The 14234-nt window shown below is 32.3% G+C and carries 17 protein-coding genes and 1 pseudogene; 2 read left to right on the top strand and 16 right to left on the bottom strand.

From position 1 onward, the window contains the following. Positions 1–10 precede the first annotated feature (10 nt). From AC0VZ9_RS08415 to AC0VZ9_RS08365, 11 genes and pseudogenes are all read right to left on the bottom strand, one after another. Positions 11–553: a group-specific protein gene (locus tag AC0VZ9_RS08415; protein WP_475397500.1), complete on the bottom strand. Its 543-nt coding sequence runs from the start codon at positions 551–553 to the stop codon at positions 11–13. A gap of 234 nt (positions 554–787) precedes the next feature. After that, entirely contained in the window at positions 788–1171 is a 384-nt protein-coding gene (locus AC0VZ9_RS08410; RefSeq protein ID WP_475397249.1) for a VOC family protein, read from the bottom strand. Between the two features lie 30 nt (positions 1172–1201). Next, a complete protein-coding gene (locus tag AC0VZ9_RS08405; protein WP_475397248.1) occupies positions 1202–1681 on the bottom strand; it encodes an AlkZ-related protein in 480 nt (159 codons plus the stop codon). Beyond that, positions 1638–1877 carry an AlkZ-related protein gene (locus AC0VZ9_RS08400; protein WP_475397247.1) on the bottom strand — a complete coding sequence of 80 codons (240 nt, stop codon included), beginning with the start codon at positions 1875–1877 and terminating at the stop codon, positions 1638–1640. The genes AC0VZ9_RS08405 and AC0VZ9_RS08400 overlap by 44 nt, the downstream gene beginning before the upstream one ends. A gap of 140 nt (positions 1878–2017) precedes the next feature. Then, positions 2018–2701: an HAD family hydrolase gene (locus AC0VZ9_RS08395; RefSeq protein ID WP_475397246.1), complete on the bottom strand. Its 684-nt coding sequence runs from the start codon at positions 2699–2701 to the stop codon at positions 2018–2020. Positions 2702–2853: 152 nt separating this feature from the next. Next, positions 2854–3312, bottom strand: a complete 459-nt coding sequence (locus AC0VZ9_RS08390; protein WP_475397245.1) for a GNAT family N-acetyltransferase — start codon at positions 3310–3312, stop codon at positions 2854–2856. 146 nt (positions 3313–3458) lie between these two features. Continuing rightward, entirely contained in the window at positions 3459–3902 is a 444-nt protein-coding gene (locus AC0VZ9_RS08385) for an HIT family protein (RefSeq protein WP_475397244.1), read from the bottom strand. Positions 3903–4056: 154 nt separating this feature from the next. After that, positions 4057–5339: pseudogene (locus AC0VZ9_RS08380) on the bottom strand (histidine--tRNA ligase). Between the two features lie 340 nt (positions 5340–5679). After that, a complete protein-coding gene (locus AC0VZ9_RS08375) occupies positions 5680–5841 on the bottom strand; it encodes a hypothetical protein (RefSeq protein ID WP_475397243.1) in 162 nt (53 codons plus the stop codon). A 225-nt stretch (positions 5842–6066) separates the two neighbouring features. Further along, positions 6067–7269 carry an MFS transporter gene (locus tag AC0VZ9_RS08370; protein ID WP_475397242.1) on the bottom strand — a complete coding sequence of 401 codons (1203 nt, stop codon included), beginning with the start codon at positions 7267–7269 and terminating at the stop codon, positions 6067–6069. Positions 7270–7654: 385 nt separating this feature from the next. Continuing rightward, a complete protein-coding gene (locus AC0VZ9_RS08365; protein ID WP_475397499.1) occupies positions 7655–8233 on the bottom strand; it encodes a histidine phosphatase family protein in 579 nt (192 codons plus the stop codon). A gap of 742 nt (positions 8234–8975) precedes the next feature. Here AC0VZ9_RS08365 and AC0VZ9_RS08360 point away from each other — a divergent pair. Continuing rightward, complete coding sequence (locus tag AC0VZ9_RS08360) at positions 8976–9233, top strand: DUF3888 domain-containing protein (protein WP_475397241.1); 258 nt, start codon at positions 8976–8978, stop codon at positions 9231–9233. Positions 9234–9397: 164 nt separating this feature from the next. Here the strand turns inward: AC0VZ9_RS08360 and AC0VZ9_RS08355 are convergent, their stop codons facing one another. The 3 genes from AC0VZ9_RS08355 to AC0VZ9_RS08345 all read right to left on the bottom strand — a co-directional run bounded on the left by AC0VZ9_RS08355 (position 9398) and on the right by AC0VZ9_RS08345 (position 12272). Beyond that, on the bottom strand, positions 9398–10105 hold the full coding sequence (locus AC0VZ9_RS08355) for a class I SAM-dependent methyltransferase (protein ID WP_475397240.1): 708 nt from the start codon (positions 10103–10105) through the stop codon (positions 9398–9400). A gap of 170 nt (positions 10106–10275) precedes the next feature. Then, on the bottom strand, positions 10276–11508 hold the full coding sequence (locus AC0VZ9_RS08350; RefSeq protein WP_475397239.1) for a S41 family peptidase: 1233 nt from the start codon (positions 11506–11508) through the stop codon (positions 10276–10278). A gap of 218 nt (positions 11509–11726) precedes the next feature. Further along, on the bottom strand, positions 11727–12272 hold the full coding sequence (locus AC0VZ9_RS08345; protein ID WP_475397238.1) for a hypothetical protein: 546 nt from the start codon (positions 12270–12272) through the stop codon (positions 11727–11729). Positions 12273–12543: 271 nt separating this feature from the next. Between AC0VZ9_RS08345 and AC0VZ9_RS08340 the strand changes: the two genes are divergently transcribed. Next, positions 12544–12870, top strand: a complete 327-nt coding sequence (locus tag AC0VZ9_RS08340; protein ID WP_475397237.1) for a hypothetical protein — start codon at positions 12544–12546, stop codon at positions 12868–12870. Positions 12871–13215: 345 nt separating this feature from the next. Here AC0VZ9_RS08340 and AC0VZ9_RS08335 read toward each other — a convergent pair whose 3' ends face one another. Then, positions 13216–13701 (bottom strand): hypothetical protein, encoded by a 486-nt coding sequence (locus AC0VZ9_RS08335; protein ID WP_475397236.1) that lies wholly within the window; start codon positions 13699–13701, stop codon positions 13216–13218. Between the two features lie 183 nt (positions 13702–13884). Next, on the bottom strand, positions 13885–14091 hold the full coding sequence (locus tag AC0VZ9_RS08330; RefSeq protein ID WP_475397235.1) for a hypothetical protein: 207 nt from the start codon (positions 14089–14091) through the stop codon (positions 13885–13887). Between the last annotated feature and the right edge of the window lie 143 nt (positions 14092–14234).

The raw sequence follows: 14234 nt of genomic DNA, 5'->3' as shown, positions 1-14234 counted from the left end.
AACTCTAAACTTATTCCAGTCTGTTCCAAGTTATTGTTTCTACATTTCTTATCTCAACATCACCATTACTAAATAAATGTGGAATGAAAGGGAACAAACCAAACCTGTTTCCTTTTTCATTTTGAATTTTGTAATATTCAAATGTATCTATTGGTATTCCTTTGAGTTCTTTATAATCCTCAATATCCAATGGCTTAATTTCGTCCTCCTCTATATCTTCAGCAGGACCTCTGTATTTTTCTTTTGTGTAAAGGTAATAAGCATTCTTATTATTTTTGAGTTTTTCAATGGGAATTTTGAAAAAGAGTTGATCCTCTTTTGTTTTTACACCTATATTGGTTAATGCTTCATAGACGTAATATGGATGTAGGGGTAAAAAATGAAGAACATCATTCCATAAACAATTAAGTTTAGGAATCTGTCTTGTCAGTAATTTTTTTCTCTCTGGATGGTCGAAATACTTTTTCGAATACTTGTTATACAAAATAGGATAAGCTTCCTTTAATGAATTCAGAGGAATTAGTTTGTCTCCCTTTATCTCTTTTGGAACCATATGATATACAAAACTCTGCACCACAGCACCTCCAGGTTTTAATACTATTCAATTAAAATCCCATATTTTCCTGCAAAGTCTTGTTTCACTAACCTGCCCCGTTAATTCAATTAAAAAAAGCCGCCCATTGGCTGCTGAATCTAAAAGTAATGCAACCTATTGTTTAAGTGAATAGTTTCATAAAACCCTTGAAGATAAAGAAAAAAGCCGATGCTTTTTAAGCATCGTACTTATTTATTTCAAACTCTCATATATTTCAATAAGTGTTCCATCAGGATCTCTAAAGTGGGCTACTTTAATCCCCCATCCTTCTTGTGCCGTAGGTTTAGTTATGAATTCAACTTTTTCTTTTAAGTTTTCATATTTTTCTTCAACATTATCTACTTGAAAAACCAATGCTGCTCTATCATACTTATGTATAAAAGGATCTTTATCTGTGCCAATAGCTTCAAGCATTTGTTTCCGTTCAAATAGTCCTAATGTAGAACCACTGAACTTAAAATCTGCATACAAGGATTCTTCATCTCCCCACGATACTTCAAATCCTAAAACATCTCTATAAAATAAGAAACATTCCCTGTAATTGTCAACTAAAATTCTTGTATGTGTAAGCTCCATAATTAAATAATCACTCCATTTCTTATTAACTTACGCAAATATTTTTTCAAGTTTTTTTAAAGATTCCCTACTACATAAATTTTTAAAATGAGATATAAGGAATTTCTTTGCTTCTTCTCTATCTTTAATTATGTTTTCAACACTATTTCTCATTGCCCAGGAGTCATATGTCTCAAAAGCAGTACTACTCCATCCATTTTTTTCACCATCTTCATTTACTTTATCCTGTATGCCTGAATTCACAATATCCATTGACCCTTGCAGTTCTAACATTGCATTATCAAAAAGCCTTTTTTTGTCGCTATCGTTCAGCCCTGCTTTTTTCTTTAATGCCCTTGTGTCTATTCCTTCCTCTTGGCTAATTATTTTGTATATGTCAAATGCTTCTTTGGTTATGTTGCCGTTATAGTACCTTTCCTCAACGGTCTCAGAGTGACCTAGAATCCTTTTAATATATGGAAGAAACTCAAGGGAAATCAATACTGATTTTTTTCTTAATGAATTTACCATATCCTGCAACCCCATCAGCAGAAAATTTTGTCCTCCAGATCCAAGGGTCGAACTCTGTTTCTGAATGCCAATACTTTTCTAGAGTAATTGTATTTAGAGAAGGAAAATCAGGAATCATTGGTGCAAGGGGCAGTATACCAAGCTCATTAATTACGTTTATTGCTTCCTCATAAGTTCTTACATTATAATTGATCATTAAAAAACTCCTTTTATTTATATAATTATTATTTCTACCTTACACCAATATTTTCCTTCCTCTTTAAACTTGCTCCTTTAGTACAATAAGTAAAGCCGCCTAGGATGGTAGCTGGATCTTAAAGTAAAGCACCAGTTTGTTTAACAAGACTTAGTAATTTGTTGTCTTAGATTTTTTATGATTAAAGGTACTTCTCCCAAATCATCTACAATAATGTCTGCTTCAACATTGTTCCATTGAAAATCCTTTTTCCAAATTCCTTTCATTCCTACATTTTGGGCAGCTTTTATATCATTGTCTGGATGGTCGCCAACAAATATACTTTCATTAGGTGAAACATTAAGTTGGTCCAAGGCTCGCTTAAATATTTGAGGATCAGGTTTCTTTATACCTTCCCATTCAGATACCAAAATAGTTTCAAAATAATCTCTTATTCCCAATGCTTTTATGTTATCCATCTGAAATTGCCCTTTACCATTGGTGATCAACCCTAAGGCAAGGTTGTTAGTCCGTAATTCTTCTAACATACTAATGAGATTTGGGTAAGAGATGCAATTATTCTTAAATTGACTTATGTAATCCTGAAGTAATTCCTCGCAAGTTATATCAGTAATCTCAAATTCACTGACTAGATGTTGATACACTTTATCTTTCCAAACATATCCACGATTATCTAATTCCATAAATCTTCTCACGTATTTCTCTTTTGGTATATGACCCAGCAATTTATTTAGTCTGTCGTATTGCTTTTGAATAAACATTTTTACTGATTCATCTCTATTTAACAAAGTTCCGTCTAAATCGAATATAACAGCTTTAATCATTTCTGAACACCTCCTTGATAAAGGTTCGTTTGTTCTTCTCTTTCGCTATTCCAGACTCCTTCAGTAACCAAACTACCCCGTTTGTTCAAAAAAAATCCGCCTTGTTTGGCAGCAGGACCATAGAATAACACACTAGTCTTCTTAATAACTCTTCACATATTAAATAGGCATAAATAATGTGTGGAATTCGGATAAATATTTTCCTTTGAAAATCCAAGGGAAGTATAAAATTTATCTCCTTCTTCTGTGTCTGTATGTAGCACTAAAACATTATAAAAGTTTTTTGCATCGTAAATTATCTGATTTAACAAGAGTCTTCCAAGACCATTCCTTCTATAATCCTTAGAAACATAGAACCTTCTCAATCGTCCAACTTTTTCTTCATTTAAAAATGGATCTATATTAAGCCCTCCAATACCAATTAATACACCCTCTTTATTGAATAAACCATATAAAGATTCCCCAGGCTTATTAAATTTATTAGTGCCATTTTCATAATCATTAACTAATCTATCAAGAAACCGAAAACCCTCTTCTTTGCTTTCCTTAACTAAATGGGTTAATTCAATATAAAACAGACTTTTTAATTGCTTCACTTTAAAATCTTCCATATCTTCCTCCGAAAAAAGCTTTATTTGATTAAGACCTTTCTCGTAAATATATTAAAAATCCTTCTTCAACAAAACTGCCCTTTTAGCACAAGAAGAAAAGGGACTGCTGGAACAGTCCCATCTACAACTTTTGCACCCGTTACTTCTTAAGAGTGGTTTATTTTTTTGATAACTTCTACTATTTCATCCCTTGTTTCTAACAATTTTTTTTTCGCACTTTCATTGCTTAAAGGCACTTCTAGATAGAAATCAGCAAACGACTGGTGCTTATACCTTGGTACAACTTGCATATGAAAATGAGATAAATCGCTAAATATGCCTCCATTTTGGCAAATTGTTATCCCGTCAGGTTTGTAAAGTGCCTTTATAGCTTTTGTAATTAATCTTGATGCCTGAATTATGTAATTAGCTGTATCTGCATCAAGTTGATCAACATCTTCAAAATGTTTTTTGGGCAGTATCATAACGTGCCCTTCATTAAACGGGTCGTGGTCTAAAATACAACAAACAAAACTGTTCTCGTAAACTACATTTACTGGTGCAAATTTATTAGCTAAGCTACATCCCAAACAATTCAAATTTTTTATCACTTCCCGTAAAATGTTGTATTTTGTTATTCAACATAAATATGAAAAGTCATTCTTGTTCAACTAAACTTCCCCGTTTGTTAAATAAGAAAAAGCCAACTGGTTTGGCAGCTGATTCTGAAAATACGTACAGGCTACTTGAATAAGAATTTTTATATCAATTAAACAAATATGATTCAAACCTTTCGTCACCTGATAACATATCTTTTATTTTGAATTGATTATTTTTCACCTCATTCTCTCCAATAATTATCACGTAAGGAATCTTCTCTTTATTTGCTTTATCAAGAGCCTTGCCTAACTTTTTGTTACTCATTTCATATTCGACTTTATAGCCTTTATTTCTTAGATAATTTGCTACCAATAAGGATTCTTTTTGAGTACCCAGTGGAACTATATAATAATCTATATTCGGATTCTCTCTTAATTCCTTCTCAGATATACTCATAGCCGTATAAATTACATCTAAGCCGAATGATATTCCTACTGTTGAGAAGTTTTCATTTGTACCTATCAGCCCAGCTATTGCATTATCGTATCTTCCTCCACTTCCAATACTTAATTTTATAGATTGGTCAGATAAGAATATCTCATAAATAGTACCTGTGTAGATCTCTAAACCTCTTGCTAAGAATGGATTAAAAATGCACTGTTTATTAATACTTAGAAATTCTAGATAGGATTCCAGCTCTTTTAATTCATTTAAACCTTGACTTACCTCTTCATTTTGTTCGGAAAAAGATTCAAAATAGCTGAGAGTTGAATTCCTTTCATCAGTTAAAAACTGTTTAATTAACATTATCGTGAATTTGATAATCCTTGATCATTAAGTTCGGATATAACGGCTCCTAATCCAACTTTTTCAAGCTTATCTAGAATTAATACTACTTTATTAATTTTTTGAGATTCTGTACCAAATACATCAAGCATTCCAGTGAGTAATTTTCGATTGTTGTATTGGATCGATACCTTTAAATTAAGCTTTCTAAATGCGTCCAATGCCATAACCATTAATTCAGCTTCGGCTATTTGTGAATCTACACCTACAATATCAACATCACATTGTGTAAATTCTCGAAACCTTCCTGTTTTAATTGGTCCATCTCTAAATACTTTACCAATTTCATATCGCTTAAAAGGCATCTTAAGCGTCGGGTTCATCGCAACAACTTTTGCAAACGGTATAGTGAGATCATATCGTAAAGCTAAGTCTCTTTCACCTCTATCAGTTAATGTATACATTTCTTCTAATATTTCAGCCCCACCACCGTATTTAGAAGCAAGTAGTTCCGTGTAATTTAATATAGGGGTTTCCAATGGTTTACATCCGTATTGGATGAATACGTCTTCTAATTTTCTTCTAATGTCTCTTCTAATAACTTCAGCATTCGGTAAGTAATCTTGTGTACCCTTTACATTTTGATAATCCATTTTCTTCATTTCCATTACCTCCAAAGTTTTTTATAAAAATAAAAAACCGCACTTGATTTAAGTGTTTAACTTAATCAAATACGGTTTAATGATAAATAGCCTTCCTATTTACGATTTTAATAAATCGAATAGCAAGGCTACAAGATATGATGATGTAGTTGTGAGAACGAGATAGTTATCTTCTTTATTGAACGCATATTTACTCAGTCCTAATTTCCATTAAATGTATCATAATGCAATATTAATTTCAAGAATCTTTTTTCAATTAACCTGCCCCTTTTGTTGAAGAGATCAATAAAAAAGCTTAAACCTTCTTGAAACACCTGATCAGAATGTACAATAGGACAACTTATTGCTTTTTCATTTTTTCATAAAGCCAAGGTATACCGTTAAGGATAGTTATGGCGATAATAACTCCAATGAATGTAGATTTCGTAATTATATTTGCCATAAATAAACAGACCAATGCAATTAAAAAGAATAATCTCCAATATAAAATTACTTTTTTCATCAGTACTTACCCCCGTTAGTTGCAATAGAGAAAAGCACTCGCTGCAGACCTTTGTTAGATACCAACACGTTTCATTTCAAACAAATTTTTCAACTCTTGCTCCCTTTTCTTTAAGTGGAACTCTTCACAATCTAGTTGTTTTTTATATCATCAAAAACTGTTTGTCACAGTTACAAAGGCTGCACTTATAATAAATGCAGCCTTTGTATTAATCTTCTTCTCCTTTCAATACATTCCTGTGAATCGCTGTCTAACTCCTAATAGATAAAATCCGGAACCTACTAATAATAAACCAGCAATAATAAATGATAATTGAACACTAACGTACTCCGTAATTCCTCCAAACATTAATGTGGAAAAACCAAATACCAACGATACCAATGTATGTTGAGCACTATATATCTTTGGCAAATCTTCAATTGCTACTATTCTTTGTAAATAAGTGTGTATAGTAATTCCTTTTATTTGATGGATGAAACCACTAAAGAAGACTAGTATTAATGCTATCCACTTCATTGAATTTAACCCAAATATTAATGTCACAATAGAAACACCAAAAGAAGTGGTTAGCAAGGTAATTTTGATTGATTTTTCCAATACAATTGAAAACTTAGAACAAACCAAACCGCCCAGTATTAAGCCTATAAAAAAGGCAGTGTTTATATATCCCCACCATTCTTCAGTAACATTTAATATTTCAATAACAAATACGTAAAGGATGGCAGCAATCCAAACAACATTGGCCAGAGCTTCTATAGAAATCATAATATGGATGCTGCGAAGTATCGGATTTTTCCAGATATTAATCCAACCTTCTAGTAAAGTATCCATTGTTTTAAGGTTTTCACCTTTAGCGTGAATTGAGGTTTTGTCTTCAACTAATTGCATCAATATAGTTGAAATTACATACAATGAGAAGGTTAGCCAAATTACATATTGCCCACCTATCATTGCAACTAGGACTCCTCCCAATGCCCATCCACCTAATTGAATTGACTCAGCTAAAACAGAAACAAAACTATTTGCTTTCATTAATTCATCTTGTTCGACTAATCTAGGCAGGAAAGCATCTGTTGCAGGAAGTGCCCATCCATCGAAAAAGGCAATCAACAAAATACAAATAAGAATAAACCAAATGCCCGAAATCGAGTTTAAACTAACCCAAGATGATAGTGTTAGCAGTACCGCTGTTTTACTCAGCTGTGAACTAACAAGTAGGGATTTCAATCTAAATTTCTTGAACAGCAAAGGTGAAATTGCTCCACTTATAAATCTTCCTAACATATTAAGAAAAGGTAACAGCACTAAATACATTGAAGACTCTGTAACCGAATATAAGATAGAGATCAAACCAACTATATAAAAAACATCACCTAGATTAGCAAATAATTGTCCTACCCAGAGGAAGCGGAATGATTTACTTTTCATAAAAATACCCCTTAATATCTTATTATTTATTTACGATAGAAAGGGAGTTTTACAATGGACGATACCTCCTTTTCCTGATTTTAAAAAACAAGAAAGTAATCGGACAAATAAAATATGTTTAAGGAGACATATATTTTTATTTTAGGGTAATTTTTGAAAAGTTAATTCCTTTCTTTCCAGGTAACTTTTTTGAAATAGCCATTCATAGATAATTGTAATACATTAAGCTTTCCTTTATGTCATTATTTTTTGAATAATCAAATATTATTTCATAAAAAATAATTGTAATGCTAACCTGCCTTTTAGGAGAACAAAAAAGCTTTCTGGACTTAGCAGATATCCTTATCGACACGCCTGAATTTATTTGTGTTTGTACCACGAATCTTTAATTGTTTTGCGAGAGGTGAGTAACTTGATTAAAATTCCTAATATACCAGGTGTCTTGGGAAAAGGAAATATTACTTATACACGCGTTTATTAACCTTGTTTTACCGGATCCAACTTCCCCGTTCGATAACTCAGCCAATATAGTATTGATCACAGCTCCGTGAGCTACAAGTATAACTTTTTTAGATTTGTAACTTTGAGTGATTTTCTCTAATCCCATCACAACCCGTTTATTGAGGGAATTTTTGTTCTCTTGGTTTGGGTAGTTTTTATCTGGAAATGCAGCAGTTCGTTCTTTTACTGTCATTCCTTCCGCATCTCCATAGTCTCTTTCTAAAAAATCAGCCATTTCAAAAATTGGTATATCAATTAAGCTCCTGATTATTTCTGCTGTTTGTTTCGCTCTCTGCAAGGGGCTTGTAACTATTAAATCCCAATTACCTGAAGCTAAGAATTTCCCACATTGCCTCGCTTGATTTATTCCATTTCTATTTAAGGGTATATCGGTTCTTCCTTGAAGTTTACCTAAATAATTCCAATCTGTTTCACCGTGTCTTATCAAGCATATCTCAGAAATCATAATCACTTACTCGCCCCTGTTATTTAAATAAATTAGTTTTTTGTTTAGATAAATAATTAACATATTATAGCCTACAAAAATAAGAAAAAAAGCAATTCTAACGAAAAATACAAGGCGGAAATATAATAGGTGTAGCTAAAGAGAGATTATCAACAAAGAAATAAAGAGGAAACCCTAACCACAAAAACAATGTAAGGGTACTAACAGCAATTCATAAAAGGACTAAACTTTCTTTTTTGTATAATAAGCGAGTAGAAAAGGAATTAGGGGAAATAGAACCAACACTCTAAACCAACTCTCTGTACCACCAAAATATAGTGACGGTAAAGCAATTAAAATTCCACTACATATTAAAACTTTCCAAAGTCTTTTCCATAGACCCACTATTAATAATAAGAATGAAGCAATAATTATAAACCAAAGAATGAAGCCAACCCAATAGAAGCTCATTTGTCCCCCTCCTTGATATATTTAATACAATATATTCTGGTAGAAACTTCAAATTCCTTCTTCAACAAACCTGCCCCTTTTATGGAATAAAAAAGCCGCCTGATTTTGGCAGCAGATCTAGAACATAATCACTTGTTACTTTAATAAGAATTTCTTTATATGTTGATAATAAGAACAACATTAAATGGAGGATTCTTATGAAAAAAGCCTTTTAATATTGCTTGCCTGATTAACTCTTTTCTCTTGTTCTCCCGTTCAAGCTGAAACCGTAACTAAAAATGATGTACAGTTGCGTGATGATGTAATCCTCAATTTGCTTTGGCCATCCATCGACAAAGCACTCGAAAAACATTTCGGTAAACCGAAGCAGTTTTATTGCGATCGGATTCTCCAAATAAAAAAAGTGGAACCATACGAAACCTACAGCTACTTTAATGCCACCGTGCAGGTAACAACATTTGAAGGTGCTCACGATATCCCATATGATTTAGTTACTATAAATATAGTATGGAGTGGCGAGCTATTGATGTTAAAAGCAGAAGGTTAAAGCCAAACGAAGTAACTGAATGCAGACATCCTTAGTAAGAAGGGGGCTTTTTCTTCAGGAATATTCTTCAACTAAACTGCCCCTTTAGTACAATAAATTTCAGCCGAAATAAGCATAAATCCTTTTTGGATTAATGCTCCTATTACTACAATATAGTTATAATATTAATTTGAAATTGCGTTGATAATTAGAAATTGTGGACTTTTCATTAGTCGGTCATAGCTTTCAGGTGCTTTATCTTTAAAAGTCATTGTAGGCTGAGGCTCAATAACTTCTTTAATAGAAAAATATTTTAGTGTTGTGTTTAAAACATCACCTAGAGGTCTTCGATAGAAAGGCACTTCATATGTTTTCCCTTCTTTATTCCATTTATCAATTATTAATTCAGTTGAGAAATATTTAGCATCTTGGAGTAATCTTATGTCTGTAAAAGGGTGATGTACTGAAAACAGAAGGTTACCATTTGGTTTCAATATCCTTTGAAACTCACTAAATGTATAATCCCATTCTTTTAAATAATGCAGAGTAAGTGAACTTAAAATAAAATCAAAAGAATTATCACCAAAAGGTAATTCGTCCTCTAAATCTAAACAAATGACCTGTGCCTTTTCCCCAATACGCCTCTTAGTAGAGTTAACCATCTCAGGACTAATATCAGTTGCAATAACATTAGCCCCTTTACTGACTAATTGGAGAGTATACCAGCCAGCAGCACACCCAGCATCTAATACATTTTTACCTTTTAAATTTGATGGGAACTGTCTTAACATTGATGGTCTTTCATATTCACTATTATAAAAACTGATTGTATCCACACTGTTTTCATAGACCTTAGCAAGTTGATTAAACGTTCCTTTTACCATCTCTTTCATAACTTCCACCTCCACTAATATAATAAATTCAATGAGAAAAGAATTAATCCTTCTTGAATTAACCTGCTCCTTTAGTCGAATAAAAAAGAGCTTCCGACCTCAGGGGATCTTCAACTCTTGCACCCGTTTGTTTAAGTTCTTTTTTTCATAACGTGCCCATTTGTAAACTCTTATAAATTTAATAAATCCAAAGCCTTTTCAATATAAGAATCAGTCTTACTATAAATGGCTTCTCTATATACATAAACTTGAATGTCAGGTTCAATACCAATCCCTTCAAATTCATCACCATTTGGATAATATACTCGAATAGAACCAATTCCCAAATTTACATTCTCAGTTAAGTTTGAAGATGCTGGTTGACCAGTTGATCCATAGGTAGACTCTCCGAGTATAATTCCACGTTTATGATACTTAAAGGGCATTGTAAAGTCCTCAGCAGCTGAAGCAGTATATTTATCAACTAAAATAATTATTTCTCCCTGATAACAATTTTCAATGTCTTTAGGATGGTATTTAATTGGTCCGCATAATGTATATCTAAAGTCTTCTTGAAATTCAAATTCTTCATTTGGGTAACGTTTGTACATCCACTCAGGGTGCTTAGATCTTTCAAGCCAAGAATTATAAGGTATATTCATAAGAAGGTTAATCAAGTCCAAAGGTGTACTTCCTCCACCATTTCCACGCAAATCAATTATTAATGAAGGTGAATTTTTAAATTCTTTTATAAGTTTTATTGCTTCTTTCTCGAAGTTTCTACTGCTAAAACTTGGAATCTTAATGTAAGCTACTTTATTTTCTTTAATCCAATATCCCTGAGTGGTGATAAAAGCATTTTTATATAACCTGGTAAAATTATCTGCATCTAAACAATGGAAATTTTTGCTCCTTAAAGTACCCTTATGATCAAAATACTCTACCTCTATCTTTTTATTATTAAAAAAGTAAGATAGTATGTGTCCCATTTTTATTTTACGGGATGTCTCCTTATTAACACCAATGTATTTTCCAAGTTCTTTATACCATTCAGTTAGGTTCTTTCCTTCTACTGAAACAATCAAGTCTCCAATTTTTAAGTCTTCATCAAAAGAGTTTTTTACTATCCATTCATTCGATATTGGTTCAAGGATAAAGTTTGGAAGTCCATACTTGGGTACCATTGTTTTGTCTACGTACCAGGTATGTCCATTTCGAAGACAACCAATTAATTCCCACATTAATAAGGTAAAATCATATTCTGTTTCTAACTCTGCCGCCTTCTGAAAGTAATAAGAAGTAAGTGATGAAAGCTCTTCCGGACTAATAACACTGTCTTCCCAATGAACAAAGTATCGCTCAATTTTTCTAATCGTTTCACTTATAATAAATAGTCTTTGATCTATTGGAAGGAAAACCATCATTTTTTGAACCCCTTCATACTTTTAATTATTTAACCCTTTGTATTCTATAAAAGGAAGACGTATTCCTTCTTCAATAAACCTGCCCTTTTAGCACAATAAGAATAAGCTGCCTAATTTAGCAGCTGAAATTAAACATAAACAATTGGCTGTGTTAAACAGTAAATAAGGGAACTTTTAAAAAAAGTTCCCTATGCCTACAATCATAATCTGTTTTTCTGTTAACCAGGATAATCAATTGAATTGGCTATCTCAACTAGTACTTCAGGAGTCACCGTGTCAGAAACCCTTTTATCAACACTCAGCATATATTGCCAATTACCCCTATCGAAAACTAATGAATTAAAACCAGCTATATTCATATATGTGGCTTGAATGCCATTTTTCAGCTCATAAACATCCAAAACATACTTATCTCTTATTGGAATTTTATGCTTAATAGGTCGTACATCAATTTTGTAATGATTTTTAGGTGAATTATCACTAATAAATTTCACTTCAAATGAGTCGTTTATTTCACCATCTAAATCACTAAATCTTCCAAAAAAGTGTGTGAATTCGATTGGAGGAACTCTAAGTGGCAGTTTCAAATTTTGTTTGAAATGCTTTTCAACTTCACTTACAGCTTCTTCGACAGTCTTGTATCCAATATCAGGATAGATTTGTTCAAAAGGTTGAGGTTTATCATTTGAATTTGCAAATACGTTATTTACTGAAAATGTTATGCAAATAACAAATAACAAGAAAAAGCTAACTAATTTATACATCGACATCACCCTAAGCATTTTTAGGGTATCTTCCCCAACTTTGACCTAAATATCCCATTAGCGTAATAAAAAAAAGCTGCCTGGTGTGGCAACTGATTTATAACCTATTCACTAATAATTGAAAAACCACCTTCTTCTTAACGAAATTTTTATCTTACTGTTCATCAGCTGATTATCGACATAACAAAGGGATTTGCTTATTTATTGTAGTTATATTAATCGGTGGACAAACATATTTTTAATTGTAATTTCCATAGAGGAGGAGATAATCTTGAACCAAATATTTGGTTTAGTAGGTGTAATGATAGTCTGTATTTTTTGGGTATATACCAATAATCCAACTTCTCAGAGAAGTCCTAGCATAGAATATTTAGAGACAGATGCTAGTGTTCAAAATGATTTAGAAACAAACGAAGAGAATTTAGATTCCATCATACCTGAGTTAGAATACTTATATGAGAAAGATAAAGATAAAGAAGTTGACGGATATATCGTTGAAACTTACAGAGAGTATGAAATATATAAGGAAGAGGAAGGTAACATAATAAAACAGGTTCCCACCTCAAACTCTAATTACTTAAAATATAAAAAATACTAATGGTGGTTTTATATATGGTACACATCTTTGGGACAAAGATTCATAATCTTTGTCCTATTCCTAATTGGATTAACGAACGTGTCTAATACTCCATAATAATTTATTTTACTTATTCAACAAACTTGCCCCTTTTAGTGCAAAAAAAAGCCACCTAAGATGGCAGCTGAATCTTAAAGTAATGCACCCTATAGTTTAAGTACATTCTTTCACAAAGTTTACTTCTTACTCCATAAACTCAAAAAAAAACCGCCTAATAAATAGCGGCAAAATTAAAGGGATTAAGTGAACATCAAAGTAAAAATTTTCTCCGGAAGGTACTTCCTATTTTCCGTTTCTTAAAAGAATTTAACGAATATACACGATCAAATTTGGTGGGACAGGTTCAAAAATATAAACTTCAGGATTATTAAAAGGCTTGTACTTCAGGTAATCTGCCAGAGTAGTCATACTCTCCCAATACTCTTTCATTAAAACCTCCTTTGAAGGTAATCCTTCAACAAGATACCCTTTCCCTCCGTCAGGGATAGCTTCAATATGAGCAAATAAATCACTTGAAATATCGAAGTTAAAAACTAGAATTTTATCACTAGAAACAGGAAAACGAAAGTAAGGTATTTCATATGGTTCCAAATCTGCACCAAAAGCAACTTTAAAATCAATCCATTTGGGAAGATTTACGGGTCTGAAACGCTCTGTTAGTTGTGGAAAGAAATTAGCACCTCTTGAATACCATCTTGTTGCTGTTTTATGATTTAACCCTTCCTTTAAAACCCTTTGGGGATTTATATTTTCCCCGTTATTATTGTAAATGACCATATGATATAAAAACAAAGAATTACCTCCTTCCGAATACTTCCTCAATCACTTTTATTTTACCACATTTTTACAAATGGTTAGTAACCTTTATTGACTAACCTGTCCTTTTTGTTAAATAAGAAAAAGCTGCCTGGTTCGGCAGCTGACCTTAAATATAAGCCCTTTAAATAATAATATGTTTCTCGTTTGATATCTGTACTAACGGTTGTCCTTGTTTATAACAATACTAAAAGAAATGTTGAGTTTATCCCAAACCCAAGCTTGAAAAATTCTATCAATTTCTATTTTTAGTGCTTCATTATCCAAATCCTCATCAATACCTAATTCTTTAAAATTAAATGTTTCTGTCGCCTCTGTAGCTTCATATTTTGTGCTACTGAATGAAAAAGTGACTGTCTTATCCAATTGATTCCACCCCTACCTCAACCTGCATAATTTAGCCTTTAATTACAGTTTACAATATTTCCTTCTTATTTCACTAACCTGCCCCTTTAGTCGAATAAAAAAATGAGTGCTTGGAATAATACTTTCGAAAGAATTGCCAATAA

The sequence above is a fragment of the Cytobacillus sp. QJM3NY_8 genome (assembly GCF_056173585.1).
This window is presented reverse-complemented; position numbering and strand designations above follow the sequence as displayed.